The 18,539-nt window shown below is 43.5% G+C and carries 16 protein-coding genes, 1 tRNA gene and 1 pseudogene; 12 read left to right on the top strand and 6 right to left on the bottom strand.

The features are described 5' to 3' along the window. Positions 1-103 precede the first annotated feature (103 nt). Complete coding sequence (locus tag V7K69_RS10485) at positions 104-1,012, bottom strand: Tll0287-like domain-containing protein (protein ID WP_335033964.1); 909 nt, start codon at positions 1,010-1,012, stop codon at positions 104-106. 294 nt (positions 1,013-1,306) lie between these two features. On the opposite strand from V7K69_RS10485, the gene V7K69_RS10480 reads away from it, so the two are divergent. Together V7K69_RS10480 and V7K69_RS10475 are read left to right on the top strand one after the other, a co-directional pair. Then, positions 1,307-3,202, top strand: a complete 1,896-nt coding sequence (locus tag V7K69_RS10480) for a serine/threonine-protein kinase (protein ID WP_335033962.1) — start codon at positions 1,307-1,309, stop codon at positions 3,200-3,202. Between the two features lie 143 nt (positions 3,203-3,345). After that, complete coding sequence (locus V7K69_RS10475; protein WP_335034100.1) at positions 3,346-4,239, top strand: SDH family Clp fold serine proteinase; 894 nt, start codon at positions 3,346-3,348, stop codon at positions 4,237-4,239. Between the two features lie 28 nt (positions 4,240-4,267). On the opposite strand, the gene V7K69_RS10470 is transcribed toward V7K69_RS10475, so the two are convergent. Beyond that, positions 4,268-4,963, bottom strand: a complete 696-nt coding sequence (locus V7K69_RS10470; RefSeq protein ID WP_335033960.1) for a peptidoglycan-binding domain-containing protein — start codon at positions 4,961-4,963, stop codon at positions 4,268-4,270. A 435-nt stretch (positions 4,964-5,398) separates the two neighbouring features. Between V7K69_RS10470 and V7K69_RS10465 the strand changes: the two genes are divergently transcribed. From V7K69_RS10465 to V7K69_RS10435, 7 genes are all read left to right on the top strand, one after another. Beyond that, entirely contained in the window at positions 5,399-6,868 is a 1,470-nt protein-coding gene (locus V7K69_RS10465) for a hypothetical protein (protein WP_335033958.1), read from the top strand. 347 nt (positions 6,869-7,215) lie between these two features. After that, entirely contained in the window at positions 7,216-7,677 is a 462-nt protein-coding gene (gene rimP, locus V7K69_RS10460) for a ribosome maturation factor RimP (protein ID WP_335033956.1), read from the top strand. A gap of 185 nt (positions 7,678-7,862) precedes the next feature. Next, positions 7,863-9,140: a transcription termination factor NusA gene (gene nusA / locus V7K69_RS10455; protein ID WP_175586877.1), complete on the top strand. Its 1,278-nt coding sequence runs from the start codon at positions 7,863-7,865 to the stop codon at positions 9,138-9,140. Between the two features lie 148 nt (positions 9,141-9,288). Then, positions 9,289-9,558 (top strand): YlxR family protein, encoded by a 270-nt coding sequence (locus V7K69_RS10450; protein ID WP_114081474.1) that lies wholly within the window; start codon positions 9,289-9,291, stop codon positions 9,556-9,558. Positions 9,559-10,041: 483 nt separating this feature from the next. Continuing rightward, on the top strand, positions 10,042-13,215 hold the full coding sequence (infB, locus tag V7K69_RS10445; protein ID WP_335033953.1) for a translation initiation factor IF-2: 3,174 nt from the start codon (positions 10,042-10,044) through the stop codon (positions 13,213-13,215). Between the two features lie 105 nt (positions 13,216-13,320). Next, positions 13,321-13,938 carry a low-complexity tail membrane protein gene (locus tag V7K69_RS10440; RefSeq protein WP_335033951.1) on the top strand — a complete coding sequence of 206 codons (618 nt, stop codon included), beginning with the start codon at positions 13,321-13,323 and terminating at the stop codon, positions 13,936-13,938. A gap of 152 nt (positions 13,939-14,090) precedes the next feature. Beyond that, the gene (locus tag V7K69_RS10435) at positions 14,091-14,288 is read left to right on the top strand and encodes a hypothetical protein (RefSeq protein WP_012412012.1); all 198 of its coding nucleotides are present in this window, start codon (positions 14,091-14,093) and stop codon (positions 14,286-14,288) included. Here V7K69_RS10435 and V7K69_RS10430 read toward each other — a convergent pair. Beyond that, positions 14,285-14,524, bottom strand: a pseudogene (locus V7K69_RS10430) (alpha/beta hydrolase); the annotation flags it as partial. The gene V7K69_RS10435 and the pseudogene V7K69_RS10430 sit on opposite strands and share 4 nt — an antisense overlap. 165 nt (positions 14,525-14,689) lie before the next feature. On the opposite strand from V7K69_RS10430, the gene V7K69_RS10425 reads away from it, so the two are divergent. Continuing rightward, positions 14,690-16,384 carry a DUF1565 domain-containing protein gene (locus V7K69_RS10425; protein WP_335033949.1) on the top strand — a complete coding sequence of 565 codons (1,695 nt, stop codon included), beginning with the start codon at positions 14,690-14,692 and terminating at the stop codon, positions 16,382-16,384. A 353-nt stretch (positions 16,385-16,737) separates the two neighbouring features. Here V7K69_RS10425 and V7K69_RS10420 read toward each other — a convergent pair whose 3' ends face one another. Then, positions 16,738-17,031: a DUF3493 domain-containing protein gene (locus V7K69_RS10420; RefSeq protein ID WP_335033947.1), complete on the bottom strand. Its 294-nt coding sequence runs from the start codon at positions 17,029-17,031 to the stop codon at positions 16,738-16,740. A gap of 33 nt (positions 17,032-17,064) precedes the next feature. On the opposite strand from V7K69_RS10420, the gene V7K69_RS10415 reads away from it, so the two are divergent. Continuing rightward, positions 17,065-17,136, top strand: a tRNA-Thr gene (locus tag V7K69_RS10415). Between the two features lie 272 nt (positions 17,137-17,408). After that, positions 17,409-17,537, top strand: coding sequence for a hypothetical protein (locus V7K69_RS10410; RefSeq protein WP_335033945.1), 129 nt, complete (start codon positions 17,409-17,411; stop codon positions 17,535-17,537). Positions 17,538-17,563: 26 nt separating this feature from the next. On the opposite strand, the gene V7K69_RS10405 is transcribed toward V7K69_RS10410, so the two are convergent. Next, positions 17,564-17,725, bottom strand: coding sequence for a hypothetical protein (locus V7K69_RS10405; RefSeq protein WP_335033943.1), 162 nt, complete (start codon positions 17,723-17,725; stop codon positions 17,564-17,566). A 515-nt stretch (positions 17,726-18,240) separates the two neighbouring features. Continuing rightward, a partial coding sequence (locus V7K69_RS10400; protein WP_335033941.1) for a WD40 repeat domain-containing protein occupies positions 18,241-18,539 on the bottom strand: 299 nt, incomplete at its 5' end.

Here is an 18,539-nt window from a genome sequence, read left to right as displayed (position 1 = left end):
AACCATATTGGCTATAAAACTTAATTACGTTGTAGCGCTTACTCTCACAGAGAAGCCAAGGTACGCCCAGCATCTTGAAGAGAGAACGTCATTACTAATTATTTTAATCCCCCGTGCCCCCCTGAGTGCGTTTGATTCTTTTCATTGCCATCTCTAAACTTAACTGCATCCGTTTAAAGGCTCTAGCTAAATTACCGATTTCATCATTAGACATCTGCTCAAATTCAACTTCCATGTGTCCTGTACTAACTTCTTCCGCTATGCGAGTCATGCGTTTCAGAGGAACAACAACCTGTCGATTCAAGAACAAGTTAACTAACAGGATAGTCGCTATAAATATAGTTGATACAATTAAGATAATGAGTAAAGAAGACTGATTTGCTTTACTGATTACATTCTTTGCAGGTACTGATATAATTTGAGCGCCGACAATCTCATTCAGCTTCCACCCAAATCCATTAGCTGTGCCATAAAGAGTAATCATACTTTGAGGGGCAGCCTCTGGTACGCTATGACACTTCAGACAGCTTTCTTCAGAAACTTTTAAGGGACGAGCAATATAAAAGATATCACCACTAGAAATTGAGCGAAATCCACTCACTTCTTTAAGGTCTGATTTATTTCTGAACCTTTCTACAATTTCCGTCTCAAAACCGTCAGCCTTATCCCGCAGATTTGTGGGATTGAGAGTTGCTTCTTTATAAAAGAAATCACGATATTCTGTTGTTTTCCGTAAAATCTCAAATACCTCCCGTGCTGAGTATCCAGGTACGGTTTGCGGCAAAAACTCGGTAGCCAATTTATCAACTAGCTCTGGATTCACTTGAGTACTGGTGTATTTACGAACAGAACTCATTGTTTGAATGAGGATGAGACCGGTAGAGCTAATATCTTGTTTAGCATTCTCCCTAAGCAAAGAAGAAAGAGCAAATCCACTCAAGCTCAAACCGAATGTCAGAATTACCAGTAGCAGAATTGTAAACTTTTGTTTCAGATTCAGATTCTTTAGCATAATTACAGATTACCTACAAGTCAAATTATTATGAACAAATATAGCGAAAGTCATCGTTTACTCTAACATGAGGAATCAACTCTCATACTTTGATCTAAAGGCAAAGTTTCGCTAAAGCTATTAGGGTATACACAAATTTATACTATTAGTAATTATCGAGGTTAATGAAAATGTTCTCTAAGTAACTAACTTCCAAAAATCTACAACAGCGATTCAAATGGAATTCCCAAAAATTCGGGTTGGCTGTTTTGATACCGTGCCAAAATAAATACCAGCAATTGTCAAATATTACTAATGGTGTGGAATGCAGGAAAGTCTTTATTCGGGGGACGCTACATTATCGAAAGCCAACTAGGTGAAGGCGGAATTGGCATTACTTATCTTGCCAGAAATCAACGGAATCAACTGCGAGTGATTAAAACCCTTAAAGAAGAAATCCTGAACCACCCCGCCTGGATACTCCACCGAAACAAGTTACGGCAAGACTTCCGTGATGAAGCAGTTAGGCTGGCTGTGTGTCACCATCCCCATATAGTAGAAATAGAAACCATCTTCGATGATGGGAATTTGCCCTGCATGGTGATGGAATACATCGAAGGCGAAGACTTAGGACAGTACCTAAGAAGGGTTGGGGTGCTATCAGAAGCAGAAGCGCTGCTGTACATCAGACAAATTGGCGACGCTTTGACACTAATTCATTCTAAAGGATTGCTGCATCGGGATCTCAAACCACGCAACATTATGATCCGCATTGATAAATCTGAAGCAGTGCTGATAGACTTTGGCATCGCTAGAGAATTTATTCCTAATGTAATTCAAAGACATACAGTGTATCGCACTCCTGGTTTTGCCCCACCTGAGCAGTATGAATCAGAAGCGCCACGAGGAGAATACATTGACATCTATGCTTTAGCTGCTACTCTGTATAATTTGCTTACCGCAGTGATACCGACAAGTGCAGATGATAGACGGCACAATATTAATTTAGAACCACCACAATATTTTAATCCCAACATCAGCAACAGGGTAAATCAAGCTATTATGTGCGGCATGGATTTGGAGTCAACTTATCGTCCCCAATCTGTGCAGGAGTGGTTGGATTTATTGGGTTCTGAAAACGAGAAAAAGATAGCACCAGCAACATCTACCTTAGTGATAACGCCCAGAGTAAAATTACCTCCACCTGTTGTATTAGACCAGCAAAACTGGCAATGCGTACAGACCCTCAGAGGTCATTCTAGTATGGTTCATGCGATCGCTATTAGTCCAGATGGGCAATTGATTGCTAGTGGTAGTAATGACCATACTATTAAACTTTGGCAACTGAGTACTGGCAAACTAGTGCGTCAAATGGGTCGTTGGTCTTCTGGTCATTCTAGTATGGTTCATTCCGTTGCCTTTAGCCCAATCTCAGCAAAGCTTTCTTATCAAGGAGAGTCAGGCAAATCTACCGGAAGCACAGATTTGAACTGGGGAATGTTGGCTAGCGGTAGTTGGGATAATACGATCAAATTGTGGGATGTAAACACCGGAAAAGAAATTCGCACTCTCACTGGTCATACTAACTGGGTGAATTCTGTTGCTTTTAGTCCAGATGGCAAGTTTCTTGTTAGTGGTAGTGCTGACTGCACAATTAAACTATGGCAAGTAAATACTGGTATAGAAATTCAAACTCTCACAGGTCATTCTGACTCAGTTTCGTCAATCGCTTATTCTCCGAGAACAGCTACAACGACGAATAGCCAGGATAGACAACTTGTCGCTAGTGGCAGCAATGACTACACGGTCAAACTGTGGCAAGTATACACGGGGAGAAACATCTACACACTTACAGGTCATTCCTTTTTCATCAACTGTATCGCCTTCAGCCACGATGCAGAAATGATTGCTAGTGGCAGTGGTGACAACACAATTAAATTGTGGCACGTCAACACAGGCAAAGAAATTCGCACTCTCAGTGGTCATTCTGATTCAGTTTGGTCAGTTGCTTTTAGCCAGGATAGGCAATTTCTCGCTAGTGGCAGTTGGGACAACACTATCAAACTGTGGCATTTACACAGTGGTAGAGAAATTAGCACACTTACAGGACATTCCAGCTATGTTCGATGTGTCGCTTTCAGTCCTGATGGCCAAACCCTAGTGAGCGGTAGTGATGACGATACTATCAAGATTTGGCGACGGGGGAGATGAAGAAGTAGGGGAACGGAGAGCAAAATCTTCCTCATCTACCTTATCCCCCTCGACATCTTCTAGTCTTACGATAGAACTGCGATCGCCCAAAAATTGTGACAATAATGACGACAACCGTTATTTTTGAACAAAAATTAATCTTTATGGGCTTTGGTATTGGTGATTTATTCTGGATTTTTCTCCTTTTAACTTCTTTGCAACCCCTTTGGCAAAAACGTCAAATAGAATATCGCCGCTTGCGTGCTTTACAAGAATTTCAACAAGAACGCAAAAGTCGGGTAATTTTGTTGATTCACCGCCAAGAGTCTATTAGCTTTCTGGGAATTCCCATATCTCGCTACATTACTATCGAAGACTCAGAACAAATCTTACGAGCTATTCGCCTCACACCCCCAGATGTGCCAATTGACTTAATTTTGCACACTCCTGGCGGTTTGGTTTTGGCAACAGAACAAATTGCCAGAGCATTAATTCGCCACCAGGCAAAAGTCACAGTCTTTGTCCCGCACTATGCCATGAGTGGCGGTACAATGCTTGCCTTGGCCTCTGATGAAATTATTATGGATGCTAACGCTGTTTTGGGGCCAGTTGATCCCCAATTGGGTAATTACCCCGCAGCAAGTATCCTAAAAGTAATTGAAGATAAACCCATCAGTGAGATTGACGATCAAACTTTAATTATGGCCGACCTCTCACGCAAAGCAATACAGCAGGTACAGAGGTTTGTAAGAACTTTGCTTAAAGACAGTATACCCAAACAAAAAGTTCTACCAGAAAATATCGAATCGATTATCGAAGCCTTGACAACCGGGCGCGTCACCCACGACTATCCCATAACTATTGAAGAAGCAACAGAAATGGGGCTGCCCGTAACTGTCGGACTGCCCCATTCTATTTATGATCTCATGGACTTGTACCCGCAGGCCCAAGGAGGGCGACCCAGCGTGCAGTATATTCCTATGCCTTACAATGACGGCCGTTCAATTCTACCTATACCCAAGGGTAGACCCTTAGAAGAACCAAATCAGATGACTTGAGGGTCTTTGGGTAGGGGTTTTTTGGCGACTAGGGTGTAGATGTTGGCGTAGGTGTGGGTGTAGCCGTTGGTGTAGCCGTTGGTGTAGCTGTCGGTGTAGCCGTTGGTGTAGCTGCCGGTGTAGCTGCTGGTGTTGGCGTAGGTGTTGGTTTAGCCGTTGGCGTAGCTGTTGGTTTAGCTGTTGGTTTAGCTGTTGGTTTAGCTGTTGGTTTTGTTGTTGGTTTTGTTGTTGGTTTTGTTGTTGGCTGAGTCAAGACAGTTTTTGCTTCTTCATTCAGCTTTTGGCGGAGTGCTAAATTAGCAATTCCAGTTTCTTGCAACTGATATTTCTTTTGATACTCCTTCACTACTTCTTCCGTGCGGGAACCGTAAAAATGATCGCGCGGTAGGGGAGGATTAGGCTTGACTACTGCATTCAAATTTGTGTGCAGAATTTGAACAATGTTAGCAGCAAAATCTTGGGTTTTTGGCCCTGCTATCCCATCAACTGGTTTTAGCTTATAACCTGTCTGAAATTCCCGAATTGCCTTTTTGGTTTCCTCATCTGTCAAAGCACCATTTGTTACCTTGACGTTATAGCCTAGACCTCGCAACACAGAACGGAATTGCTGGGGCGTATAGCTACGTTGAGGTGCTGCGAAACCTGTGTCTGCAATTACCACACTAGCGCTTATCAGGCAAGTAACAGCAAAAGTTGCGCTTGATTTTCCAAAACCACACCACATATTTAAAACTCCTTTGGATTAAATCAGCAGGATTATAAATGTTAACAGCTGCATTTTAAGTTTGTTTAATAACTTTTTTCGCAATTTTTTAATGATTTTTGAATAATTTATGAATAATTTTTGCCAAAGTTAACAAGATGTGTAAAAGATAATTCATGTCATCCATCAAAAGACGTATCTTGTATTGGCAGAGATGCAGAGGTTATCATTTGAAGCGAATACACGCTTTGAACACTCGATTGCGATATTGATTCATTTATGTGGATCGGTGTCAACTTAAGTCCTTTGTCTCTAAGCATTTTTTAACCTGAAGTTGACATAAATACATATACATAACATTTATACTGAGGTCTACTCAACTGCAAATTGCTGTACTTGGTTGGAAAGAAACGAAAATTAATAGATGGAAGAGCTGATATTCCAAATATCCAAAAAATGTATAATATGCAACAAAAAAAGAAAGATATAAAATCTTCTAAGCAGACGAATCTTTGGTTTGAAAGATTTATGGCAATTACTGCCACTGTAAATTTAGGTTTAGTTTTGTTTAATTTAAGTTACGTACCTTGGCGAGATTTTTACTTACGGAAACTTCCGCAAGTTATTCAAATTTATGACCCAATAAAAGGTATTGAACCCCACCGAGACACAAAAAGTTATCTAGAAACAGTAGACGCATTAGAAGAACAAGTCAGCCAAACAGGATTAGAGTCTTCTGAGGTAAAAAGCAGGCTAGAGCAAATAAAGCGTCTTAGCAACGAGATGATTGACAGTAACCCCTTTGCTGGAGTTAATAAAAGTGGGACTTTGGAAAAAATCAAAAAGCGGATGCGATCGCACATCGGTAACGAATCTGCGAAACAGTCCTTTGCCACTTTTTGGAGTCAGCCTTACCTCTTGCAAAATGGCTGGATTAAAGAAATTAATTTTTTTAATGAGAGCATCCGCCCTTTAATTGCCACTAACTACTACCGCCAAATCGGTGAAAGTGGTGAATTTGTGGATAATTTTTGGATTATTGACTTACCCTTCGTGATTTTATTTGGCGTAGAATTGCTGGGACGTACCTTCTTAATCAAACGCCGACATCTTGGTTTAAGCTGGTTTGAAGCACTATTGTGGCGTTGGTATGACGTATTTTTACTCCTACCATTTTGGCGTTGGTTGCGAATCTTACCTGTATTAGTCCGCCTTGATCAAGCGCATTTATTTGATCTCCAGCCAGTGCGAAAGCAAATTCATCAGGGGATTGTCGCTAATTTTGCTGAAGAACTCACAGAAGTAGTAGTAGTAAGGGTAATTAACCAGGTTCAGGGTTCAATTCAGCGGGGTGAGTTAACGCATTGGCTCTCACAAAAAGAAAATTTACGTCCCTACATAGATATTAATAATGTGAATGAAGTAGAAGCGATCGCAGGTCTTTTGGTAAAAACAATTGTTTACCAAGTCTTACCTGATATTCAACCTGCGATCGTTGCCATTTTGCACCACAACATCGAAACCGTCATCCATCAAATCCCCGTCTACCGAAACCTCCAGAATCTCCCTGGTGTGGGAAAAGCTCAAACCCAGTTAAGCGAACAACTGGCGACGCAAATCACAACTAATCTTTACAAAACTTTGGTTAGCGCTGTTGAAGACCCTATTGGCGCAAAACTCACCAGTCAACTCGTAGAAAGGTTTAGCGAAGCTTTGGGATCTGAAATGAAGGAAAAACACGTGCTTTCCGAAATTCAGAGTTTACTTTTTGACTTCTTAGAGGAAATCAAAATCAACTACGTCCAGCGTTTATCCCAAGAAGACATAGACCAAATTATCGAGCAAACTAGGCAGCTACGCACACAAGCATCAGTTCCTACAGTCGTTGAAAAAAGCACCACTCTGCCAAAAATACGCGAAGGGTAGAGAAGCTAGCCTGGATTTCTCACTTGTGAGAAATCCAAGGGGTGTGGGAGGTGTGGGAGGTGTGGGAGGTGTGGGAAGAAATCTTACCCCCCCACACTCCCCACACTCCTCTTCTCCCTCTGCCTACACTATGCGTGAGAAATCCGGGCTAGCGGGCAAAGGGACAAGGAGAAATAACCAATTCCCAATTCCCAATTCCCAATGCCCCATCCCCTATACTCGACTATCCATTAAATGCGCTAAACTCGAATGAGGGCGAACCATCATTGATTCGTCACAAGACTTCTTGGAAGATATACCTATCGCAGGAAGTGGGTCAGTGCCCACTTTTTTTATTGAATTCTCTCATGGCTCATCCTTTAGTTCCACAAATTATTGATTTGGCGACACCAGTAGCAGAAGAACTGGGATTGGAAGTGGTTGGTGTGGTCTTTCACACTCACCAAAGTCCACCAGTGTTGCGGGTAGACATTCGCAATCCTCAGCAAGACACCGGATTGAATGATTGTGAGAGGATGAGCCGTGCTTTAGAAGCCTCCTTAGATGCTGCGGAAATCGTTCCAGATACATACGTCTTGGAAGTGTCTAGTCCTGGTATTTCGCGGCAACTGGTAACGGACAGGGAGTTTATTTCCTTTAAAGGATTTCCTGTCATTATTTCCACAACGCTTCCCCACGACGGACAACAAGAGTGGATTGGTCAGTTGATTCGCCGGGATGAGACAACACTTTACTTAAACCAAAAAGGTCGTGTAGTCGAAATTCCCCGTTCCCTAATTACTAAGGTGCAGCTAGACGAGCGCCGATAAACAAAGGGCTAGGGCTTAGGAATTACAGACTAGAGTGCCATTCGCTCAAGGCTAGAGTTTCGGGCCTAGAGTTTAGGGACTAAGGGCTAGAGATTAGGGACTAGTGTAAAGCTATTCTCTAATCCCTGGTTCTATTTAATGCGTAGTTTTCGGCCCCACTCCCTGATTTTTAAAGGAGATTGCTTATGTCAATGGTTACTTTACCTGGATTAAAAGAATTAATTGAAAGTATAAGTCGTGAGCGGAATTTACCCCGTCTTGCAGTTCAATCAGCTATTAGAGAAGCACTACTCAAAGGCTACGAACGTTATCGTCGTGCCCAAAATTTAGAGCGAAAACAGTTTGACGAAGATTATTTTGAAAATTTTGAAGTAGAACTCGATATTGACGGAGAGGGATTTCGCGTTCTTTCCACCAAAACCATCGTTGAAGAAGTAAATAACACAGACCATCAGATTTCTCTAGACGAAGTTCAACAAGTAGCTCCCGAAGCGCAGTTAGGGGACTCTGTTGTACTAGATGTGACACCCGACCAAGGAGAATTTGGTCGGATGGCGGCAATGCAAACCAAGCAAGTATTGGCGCAAAAATTACGGGATCAACAGCGCCAGATGGTGCAAGAAGAGTTCCAAGATTTAGAAGGAACTGTTTTGCAAGCCAGAGTCCTGCGGTTTGAGCGGCAATCTGTGGTTTTGGCAGTTAGCAGTGGCTTTGGTCAACCAGAAGTAGAAGCCGAATTACCAAAGCGGGAACAGTTACCTAACGATAATTATCGGGCAAATGCCACCTTCAAGGTATATCTGAAAAAAGTCTCCCAAGGTCAGCAACGAGGGCCACAGTTGCTGGTGTCTCGTGCTGATGCAGGTTTAGTGGTTTATCTGTTTGCCAACGAAGTCCCAGAAATCGAAGATGAAGTGGTACGGATTGTTGCCGTAGCAAGGGAGGCAAACCCCCCTTCCCGTTATGTTGGTCCCCGGACTAAAATAGCAGTAGACACCCTCGATCGCGATGTAGACCCAGTTGGTGCTTGTATCGGAGCCAGGGGATCGCGAATTCAAGTGGTAGTCAACGAATTACGTGGTGAAAAAATAGATGTAATTCGCTGGTCGCCAGACCCAGCAACGTACATCGCTAATGCTTTAAGTCCAGCACGGGTGGATGAAGTGCGCCTCATGGACCCAGAATCCCGGCAAACTCACGTACTTGTGGCTGAAGATCAACTAAGTTTAGCTATTGGGAAAGAAGGACAAAACGTCCGTTTGGCAGCCCGCCTGACTGGTTGGAAAATAGACATCAAAGACAAAGCTAAATACGACTATGCCGGAGAGGATGAGAAATTTACCGCCGTCAGAGCAAAATATCAGACAGAGGAAGATGAGCTGGAATTCGACGAAGAATTAGAAGATGAAAATCAGGACGAATTAGAAGAGGAGGATAGTTTTGACAATAACGATGACGAATAATTGATTAACCTTGTAAAGTTTTGATAATGTTGATTGTAGTCCGAGTCTTAAGGATTATTTCCTGAAAGACACCTTGGTATAAGTAAAAAATAGTAATAAAAAACTTATTTTTACACCCAGAATGCTGGACTGAGATCGCAGAAAACTGATGAAACCAAATTATCGGCGCTGTATTAGTTGCCGGAAAGTAGGCTCAAAAGATGAGTTTTGGCGGATTGTCCGCGTCTTTCCATCGGGAAAGGTACAATTAGATCAGGGCATGGGGCGTTCTGCCTATATTTGTCCGCAAACGAGTTGCTTACAAGCAGCTCAAAAAAAAAATCGACTAGGGCGATCGCTACATGCATCAGTGCCAGAAACACTGTACCAAAGCTTGTCGCAACGTCTAGCCAGCAGCAATACCCAAAACCAAATTTAATTGGAACAACTTTGTGACATCATCACTAGAGGAATTGTGCCAAAGCCGAAGTCGTGCTTTCATCACACCCTCTGTTGATCATTAAGGTTAGTGCCAAAATAGTAAATGGGTGTAAAAGGCATTCGACTCTCCAATAATTTAAGGGGGGCGAGGCAACATTCCCAGAATTAAGATGTAATCGATTGTGTTGTGGAAGATTCAGAATCAACAAAACAAGAAACTACAAAATGGCAACCTGGTAGCGCTCAGGCGCAGTTCGGCGTCAAGGATTCCTATAAAAATCTTTTATTTAAGAAATTTTTATGGGTATCCCTCAACCATCATTCCTGGTGGGGATGCCATTATTAAACCGAAACATCTCTCTTTCCTGATTGGAGGCACCGGCAAAAATTAAACGGCGGTCTAAAAACAGTAATCCAAGGATGGAGATGTCGCAAACCAGGCAACCATCCGCTAAAACTGTAAATTAAAGGGGAAGAGTGGATGACCAACGGCAAAGTTAGAATCTATGAATTATCAAAGGAATTGAATTTGGATAACAAAGAGCTACTAGCAATTTGCGACCAGCTCAGTATCGCGGTCAAAAGTCATAGCAGCACGATTTCAGAATCGGAGGCAGAAAACATCCGCACGGCTGCCGAAAAGCTCGCAGCTACGAATGTTTCAGCCAAAAAGGAACTAGGTACAACCAGCCATAAGCCAAATTCACCACCAAACGGCGGACGTAACCGACCTGCTGCACCCCACAAACAGCAAATTTTGGAAATACGCAAACCCAAAATATTGAGAAATACTACCTCCAACGCCCCAGAGGCGTCAGTTGCCAACAATACCCAAGCTGCCTTGTCTGAAGCTAATCCTCCCTCACCTCCACGGCCTTTTGCTACACCAGCCTCACCCATGAAGCCGGCGGCACCAACTCGACCTGTGCCCCGGACTCAATCTGAGACTCAAGAACAACCTCCTGTCACCGACTTAGAACAAACACCTAATCCAAGTCAGGCACCGGAAAAAGTAGCATCCCAAAAACCCGAAAAAGTAGTTCCACCAAGACCGAAATCGGAAAAACCGATCAAACCGCAATTAGTTGCCCCTCCAGCAAGACCGGCGGCAGAAGCAGCCCAAACAGAAGTAGCCCAAGTGTTAGATGAGCCGGTATCTCAAGCAGATAAACCGATTCTCAAACGCGACCAACGGGTAAAACCCGTTGAAGGCGATCGCGAGCAAATTAAACCCAGAGTTGCGAAACTGCCAACTGACCAGTCTCCACAATCTGCGCCACAAAGACAGGCCAGACCTACCCCTGCACCCACCAGACCAGAGCAGAGAGGCAATCGACCATCTGCACCATCACAACTAGGAGAGGGGCAAAGACCCAGACCAGCGCGTCCTGGTGAATCTGTAGCCGCCGCAATGCCGATCGCTACTCCACCCAGACAAATGTCAGGAATAGCGGGCAAATCTCAAGGACTGGGTGATGAGCCAGTTACACCACCCGATCTCCTCGACTTGAAACGCCCAAGCCCACCTCGCCCGACCAAAGGCGGCAAGAAGTGGGTAGAAGAGGAAATAATCGACGAAGTTAAAGAGAAGGCTAAAGCTGGCGTAAAAGGCAAGCGGATCAAGCCGATATTGGATGATGAATTTGAAGAAGATTTGTTGGATGATGACGATATCGACTCACCAGCAACCGTCCAAGTCAGCCTCTCCATCGCTCGTCCTCCTAAACCCAAAGCGACTCGACCTGTACAGATGCCGGGTGCAAGCCTTGCTAGCGCCCCAACTGCTAGAGGAAGTAGAAAACCTGGGTCTAAGTCTGGTTCCAACCGCGACCATCACAATAACCGTCGCCAACAAGAAGCCGATACAAAGCGCGATCGCCCCGAAAAGGTGACGATCACAGGGCCGTTAACTGTACAAGAACTGTCCGACGTTTTAGCCGTTGCCGATACAGAGATTGTTAAAATCCTGTTCCTCAAAGGCATGGCGGTGAGTATCACCCAAAATCTGGATATTCCCACAATTACCCTGGTAGGAAAAGAACTAGAAATAGAAGTCGAAACCGTCGAGCGAGAAGCAGAAGCTCGGAAAATTACGGAAATGGTCGGTGCAGAAGACCAAGAATATCTCCATCGCCGTCCGCCTGTCGTGACAATTATGGGTCACGTAGACCACGGTAAAACAACCCTGCTCGACTCAATCCGCAAAACCAAAGTGGCTGCTGGCGAAGCTGGCGGTATCACTCAGCACATTGGTGCGTACCATGTGGATGTGGTACATGAGGGCAAACCACAGCAGATAGTCTTCTTGGATACCCCTGGTCACGAAGCCTTTACAGCGATGCGGGCCAGAGGAGCTAGGGTAACAGACATTGCCGTGTTAGTAGTGGCTGCTGATGATGGTGTCCGTCCCCAAACCATTGAAGCTATTAGCCACGCTCAAGCTGCGGGAGTGCCAATTGTTGTTGCAATCAACAAGATTGATAAAGAAGGGGCACAGCCAGAGCGGGTGAAACAAGAACTGACCCAGTATGGTCTGACCGCAGAAGATTGGGGTGGTGAGACAATCATGGTTCCTGTGAGCGCCATCAGAGGTGAAAATCTAGATACGCTCTTAGAAATGATTCTCTTGGTAGCAGAAGTTGGAGAACTATCTGCTAACCCAGATCGTACCGCCAAAGGAACTGTCATTGAAGCACATCTGGATAAAGCCAAGGGAGCAGTTGCTACCCTGCTAATTCAGAATGGCACCCTGCATGTGGGAGATATCTTAGTCGCTGGCTCGGCCTTCGGTAAAGTCAGAGCGATGGTGGATGATAGAGGCAAGAGAGTAGATATTGCTTCTCCTTCCTTTGCTGTTGAGGTATTGGGGTTAAGTGATGTGCCAGCAGCAGGCGACGAGTTCGAAGTCTTCCATAACGAGAAAGAAGCCAGAGCCCTCGCTAGCGATCGCGCCGACAGACAACGCCTATCCCGCCTGTTACAAGGTCGTGTTACCCTTACAACCCTGTCGGCTCAAGCCCAAGAAGGCGAGTTGAAAGAACTCAACTTGATCTTGAAAGGAGACGTACAAGGTTCCGTAGAAGCCATTGTGGGAGCGCTCAAGCAAATCCCGCAAAACGAAGTCCAAATTCGGATGCTCTTGGCTACTGCTGGAGAAATCACCGAGACAGACATCGACTTAGCAGCTGCCAGTAATGCTGTAATCATTGGCTTCAACACCACCTTTGCCAGTGGCGCTAGACAAGCCGCCGATGAAGCAGGTGTCGATGTCCGGGAATACAACGTCATCTACAAACTCCTAGAAGATATCCAAGATGCCTTGGAAGGTCTTTTGGAACCAGAGTTGGTGGAAGAACCCTTGGGTCAAACCGAAGTTCGTGCCGTCTTCCCAGTCGGTCGCGGTGCTGTTGCCGGTTGCTACGTTCAATCTGGCAAGCTAGTTCGTAACTGCAAAGTCAGGGTACGACGCGGCGGTAAGGTGATCTTTGAAGGCGTTCTTGATTCCCTAAAACGGATGAAAGAAGATGCCCGTGAAGTCAACGCCGGTTACGAATGTGGTGTCGGCATGGATAAATTCAATGATTGGGTTGAAGGTGACATCATCGAATCCTATCAGATGGTTACGAAGCGCCGCACTCTCACCTTAACTAGATAGTGTTGAGGGTAAAATGGTTAGAAGTTAGGAGTAATAAATTAGGAGTTAGGAGTTAAAGGCTGCTAATTCCTAACTCCTAACTCTTAACTCACAACTTTTTATAATATGCATTCATTTCGCTCTGAACCTATCTTGTGGATTCACGTCGCTGGATTGGCGACGTTGCCTGTTTTTTTAGTACTCTGCTTAATATTTTTGTCTGTAGGCGAGCCGTTTTTGCCAGTCTGGATGGAGCTATTTTTAGTTGCCGCCATTGGTATTCTCCCCCTGCTATGGATGCAGTTACGTCGCCCTTTTTATATATTCGCTCTTTTAGGAATAGCCCTAAAGCCAGAAAATCTGACTGAGCGGCAGCGAAAAATTCTCTGTTTAATTAATACAAAGTTAAATCGTATCTTGGCATTAGTGGCAGCAGTATTGTCGATTTGGGTGCTGTGGCATCTTTACCAATTTGCTCCATTAGTAGCAGATTCAGCCAAATTCCTTCCACAATGGCGTAGCCTTGCACTCGTGCTTGCGGGATTAGCCTTTTTAGGCAGCAATCTATTTTTACAAATACCTGTGAGTGTAATGCGAGTTTTAGTGATTAATGAGACAGAATTCGCTGGTATAGAACCTTTATCTTTAGAAAAGATTAAGCAAGATTTCACAATTTTAGGGGTGCGGGTTAATCAAATCGTGCCCCGATTATTGCAATCCTTGTTTAGGATTAATACGGATTGATCACAGCCTTGAAAGTAATATTATTTACTTTCAAAGGCTAAAAAAAAGCAGTAGGGAAGCAGAGGGGCAGAGAAGAATCGGGATACCGATGCCCAATGCCCTATACCCAATGCCCAATTAACCTTGAAGTTAAAACAAAGGAATGAGGAACTATGGCTCAAATTCCAGCTTCTAGCGATCGCCAATTTTCTGCTGATACTGAAATTTGGTATAGCCTCAAATGTGCGATCTCCACTAGTTCCGGTTTTCAACGCTGGCAACTAGAACGTGATGCTCAATTACACGGAATTCGCTTGGAACAGCAGGTACAAAGGTATTTAAGGGAAACTTTAGAAACTTTAGCTTACTAAAAATTGAGTAAATCTTGTAGGCTTGTTTGCAAGCGACGAAGTTGACGGTATGCACCCTCCAAGCGTTTGCCATCAACTTCTACTTCATTAGTGGGATAATTTTGAATAATTTCGATTAGTGACACCTGCCCATCTTGACTCGCAGAAAGTACCAAAGCAGATCGCAAAGCCTGCCGATCTGCTCTCCTAGACGGTGTATAAATAACTTGACTAATTTGATCCAAAATAATATTACCAAAAATATATAACTAATGTATAAGTTCTGTGATGTATCTAAGGAAATTAGCTGAATCAGTGCTAATCATCCAGTATAGTTTTGCATGGGTTTGACAGCAGCTACAAGACTGCTAGTTTCAACCTTGTTCGACATACCGTAATTCAGCACATCACAGACGGAAAAAATGAAATATCGGGGTTTTCACATTTCTATAGCGAAAAATTTTCGCCTTCTTTCTAGCAGTCATCTCAGATATACTTTACGCGGCGGAGCCGGACTAACGGCAATGCTTGCGGTTTACTGCGGTTCAATATTACTACCAGGTGCGGTTAATGCTGGTGCGACTCAGCCAGAAGGTATCGCCCCAACTCTCACAGCGCAAGTTCCGACAACCGCCGCAGCAATTTATGTTAATCCCGCAACGGGTGTAGATAGTGCTAGTGCTGGTACAACCTCAGCTGCACCTTACAAAAGCATCAGTTTCGCTCTCAGTCAAGCCCAAGCGGGTGCAGTTATTCAATTAGCACCTGGAAACTATAACCAGGAAAGTGGCGAAACCTTCCCATTGTTGCTTAAACCAGGAGTGACACTGCGGGGTGATGAAGCTAGTAAAGGTCAGGCAATATTAATTACAGGTGGAGGTTTCTACACTAGTCGTACCTTTGCCAGACAGGACATTACTATCCTTGCCGAACAAGATACCACTATTACCGGTGTCACCGTTACCAACCCAAATAGCCGGGGTACGGCTGTATGGGTGGAATCAACTAATCCCACTATCAAAAACAGTACTTTTACTAACAGTGTTAGAGAGGGTGTTTTTGTGACGGGTACAGGCAATCCTAAAATTGAAAGTAACATCTTTGTGCAAAACAAAGGCAATGGGATTTCAATTGCTAAAGCTGCTCAAGGAGAAATTCGGGGTAACTTATTTCAAGATACTGGTTTTGGTCTAGCGATCGGTGGTACTTCCACACCCCTAATTGTGGAAAACCAAATCGTCGAAAACCAAGATGGTCTTTTTATCTCAGAGTCAGCGAAGCCCGTATTGCGTAAGAATGTCATTCAAAACAATAAGCGGGATGGTGTAGTCGCAACTGTTAGTGCTTTACCTGACCTTGGCACCAACGAAAATCCTGGTGGTAATCTTATCCGCAATAACACTCGTTATGACGTAAACAACGCCACTAAAACCAGTAAAATTGTCGCAGTTGGCAACGATATCGATCAGAAAAAGATTTTTGGCTCAGTAGATTTTGTTGCCGCAGCTGTTGATGTACCGCCTGGTGGGCCTGTTGCCTTTAAAGATGTGCCAGCAAATTACTGGGCAAAAACCTACATCGAAGCTTTAGCTTCTCAAAATATTATTGCTGGCTTTCCTGATGGCAGCTTTAAACCCAATGAACCTGTAACCCGCGCTCAATTTGCCACTATTGTCACTAAAGCTTTAACACCACCAGTCAAACGCACAGGTATTAAGTTTAAAGATGTAGCAACAAATTTCTGGGCTTATGCTGCAATTCAATCTGCTTACCAGAGTCAATTTGTTTCTGGTTATCCTGATGGCACTTTTAAACCACAGCAGCAAATTCCCAGAGTGCAGGTGCTAGTCTCTTTAGCTAATGGTTTGGGCTTAACTGCGAATAATCAGAACGTTCTTTCTTTTTATACCGATGCTGCCCAGATTCCTAATTATGCGATCGCTCCTGTTGCTGCGGCAACTGCACGGCAATTAGTAATTAACTATCCCACAGTGAAGCAACTCAATCCTAATCGTCAGGCAACTAGAGCTGAGGTTGCTGCCTTTGTTTACCAAGCACTTGTCAATGCTGGACGTGCCCAACCAATTCCTTCATCTTATTTAGTAACAGCCCAGTAAATGCCTAGTTAGCAAATTGAAAGCGCCAGATTAACAAATTATTAGTCTGGCGCTTCCAATTAATGTGAGTTTTGTTAAATTTGGGAGTTTTTAAACATAAAATTTGGGGTCTTTAAATATAACTGACCCCATTTGAATGTTATTGGGTTTATGGTCAGGGTCTTTATATTGGCTGACCCCGTTTCAATGATTTATATTTTCTCAGAAATTATTGCTTTTTAGGATTTCCTAATAATTTTTTTATTTTTTCTTTCTTGATATTTTAATCTTCATAAAAGCATTAATAAATTTGAAGAATATAAAGATATATCAAAAGCAAGTAGTCAAAAATTAACTAGCTAAAATTTCTCTCTTCAGGAATTAGGATTTTTACCTGATTGGGGGCGTTGTTGCCGACGCTGTTCCCAGCGCCAAAGGAAAACCATTAGAGCAACTATTCCTACTTGGAGAGCTAAACTAGGCATTGCGCTCTCAACATCGCGTCCGGCAAGCACTTGGAAGAAAAAAACGAATGCGCCAATAGAGCCAGAAGCACCAAAAGCAATGTAAATAAATTGTCTTAAGCCCCGATAAGGAGCGGCTATTTCTGCTTTGAGGCTGGCGTATTGTTCAGGGTTAAGGCGATTTTTGCGATTTTGATCTACCATGATTAAATTGTGTTATACTCTTAGATTGTGTACGCCGATGTGGCTCAGTGGTAGAGCAGCTGATTCGTAATCAGCAGGCCGTGGGTTCAAATCCCATCATCGGCTTTGATTAAAGTATTCCTCAACAGTCAAGTTTGACACAAATCATGTACAGTGACTAATTATCTGCGATCGGTGACACCTTGATGTCGTTGTGACAAATTATTGTCATCAAACCTAGATTATTACTGATGATAGTGATTATGTGACAGTGCCAGGAATTCAGGTATTTACTACTAATTCGGGAGCGATCGCATCCTCGACATAACAAAATGTTGGCGACAAAAAGATCCCCGACTTTTCTAAAAAGTCGGGGATCTGATTTCTTGTTTAAGTAGGTGTGGATTATTGCAGCTATAACGATCGCACTTCCTCAAATTACAACAACAGCGATCGCACTTCCTCAGATTACAGCAATAGCGATCGCACTTCCTCAGATTACAGTAACAGCGATCGCACCTTCTTAAATTAGAGCTATAACGATCGCACTTCCTCAGATTACAACAATAGCGATCGCTACTACAGGATATTCAATGACCGCCATCATCATAAAATCATATAAGTGATCGCACGTAAATATATAAGCTGTCGTCACCAAAATCGTGATTTTCATTAACAAAATCGTGATTTTCATTAACAAAATTGTGATTTTCATTAACAAACTCGTGATTTTCATTAACAAACTCGTGATTTTCATTAACAAACTCGTGATTTTCATTAACAAACTCATGATTTTCATTAACAAACTCATGATTTTTGTTATAAGGCTTTGCTTTTTCCTTAGAGGTTGTTTGAAAAGTGGTTGACTGTGATTTTAGGCACTAACTGATCCCCCCTAGCCCCCTTAAAAAGGGGGGAACCCGGAATCAAAGTCCCCCTTTTTAAGGGGGATTTAGGGGGATCTAGAATGTTTTGTTACTGAGAAGAAAACTTTTCAAACATCCTCTTACGTCTAGCAAATGATAGTGCGTAGGCGTAACCCGCACTTCTCTGCGAGACGCTGCGCGTAGCTTGCTTCCCCAAAGGGGTACGACAAGCCAGTGACCATCGTAGACATCGCACCATCACTTTATTCTAAGTTGGGGCTGCTCATTACAGAAATCTCTCCATGTAGCTGAATCAAAAGACCTCCCCCTGCTCCCCCTGCTCCCCCTGCTCCCCCTGCTCTCTTCATTCCCTGCGTGTGCCAATATCATCACATAGATGCTTATCCCTCTCATTCACATTGGGGTTGTTTTGCAAATAATCGCGCACCCAAGCACAACCCTTAACCATTAAATCATCCAAATTGAGATTCCACAGCTTCACCGTCTTGTCATAACTTGCAGAGGCAATGGTTTCACCGTCGGGGCTAAATGCCACGCCCAAAACCGAACTGCTATGACCTTGGAGAGTTTGTAAGAGTTGCCCCTTGCGATTCCACAGCTTCACCGTCTTGTCATCACTTGCAGAGGCAATGGTTTCACCGT

This window comes from Nostoc sp. (genome assembly GCF_036917775.1).
Lineage (GTDB): Bacteria > Cyanobacteriota > Cyanobacteriia > Cyanobacteriales > Nostocaceae > Nostoc.
This window is presented reverse-complemented; position numbering and strand designations above follow the sequence as displayed.

What these genes read in the sequence shown, in the direction of transcription:
- V7K69_RS10485 (WP_335033964.1), bottom strand. Translation starts at nt 1,012, where the DNA reads ATGCTAAAGAATCTGAATCTGAAACAAAAGTTTACAATTCTGCTACTG.
- V7K69_RS10480 (WP_335033962.1), top strand. Translation starts at nt 1,307, where the DNA reads ATGGTGTGGAATGCAGGAAAGTCTTTATTCGGGGGACGCTACATTATC.
- V7K69_RS10475 (WP_335034100.1), top strand. Translation starts at nt 3,346, where the DNA reads ATGGGCTTTGGTATTGGTGATTTATTCTGGATTTTTCTCCTTTTAACT.
- V7K69_RS10470 (WP_335033960.1), bottom strand. Translation starts at nt 4,963, where the DNA reads ATGTGGTGTGGTTTTGGAAAATCAAGCGCAACTTTTGCTGTTACTTGC.
- V7K69_RS10465 (WP_335033958.1), top strand. Translation starts at nt 5,399, where the DNA reads ATGTATAATATGCAACAAAAAAAGAAAGATATAAAATCTTCTAAGCAG.
- rimP (WP_335033956.1), top strand. Translation starts at nt 7,216, where the DNA reads ATGGCTCATCCTTTAGTTCCACAAATTATTGATTTGGCGACACCAGTA.
- nusA (WP_175586877.1), top strand. Translation starts at nt 7,863, where the DNA reads ATGTCAATGGTTACTTTACCTGGATTAAAAGAATTAATTGAAAGTATA.
- V7K69_RS10450 (WP_114081474.1), top strand. Translation starts at nt 9,289, where the DNA reads ATGAAACCAAATTATCGGCGCTGTATTAGTTGCCGGAAAGTAGGCTCA.
- infB (WP_335033953.1), top strand. Translation starts at nt 10,042, where the DNA reads ATGACCAACGGCAAAGTTAGAATCTATGAATTATCAAAGGAATTGAAT.
- V7K69_RS10440 (WP_335033951.1), top strand. Translation starts at nt 13,321, where the DNA reads ATGCATTCATTTCGCTCTGAACCTATCTTGTGGATTCACGTCGCTGGA.
- V7K69_RS10435 (WP_012412012.1), top strand. Translation starts at nt 14,091, where the DNA reads ATGGCTCAAATTCCAGCTTCTAGCGATCGCCAATTTTCTGCTGATACT.
- V7K69_RS10425 (WP_335033949.1), top strand. Translation starts at nt 14,690, where the DNA reads ATGAAATATCGGGGTTTTCACATTTCTATAGCGAAAAATTTTCGCCTT.
- V7K69_RS10420 (WP_335033947.1), bottom strand. Translation starts at nt 17,031, where the DNA reads ATGGTAGATCAAAATCGCAAAAATCGCCTTAACCCTGAACAATACGCC.
- V7K69_RS10405 (WP_335033943.1), bottom strand. Translation starts at nt 17,725, where the DNA reads ATGAAAATCACAATTTTGTTAATGAAAATCACGATTTTGTTAATGAAA.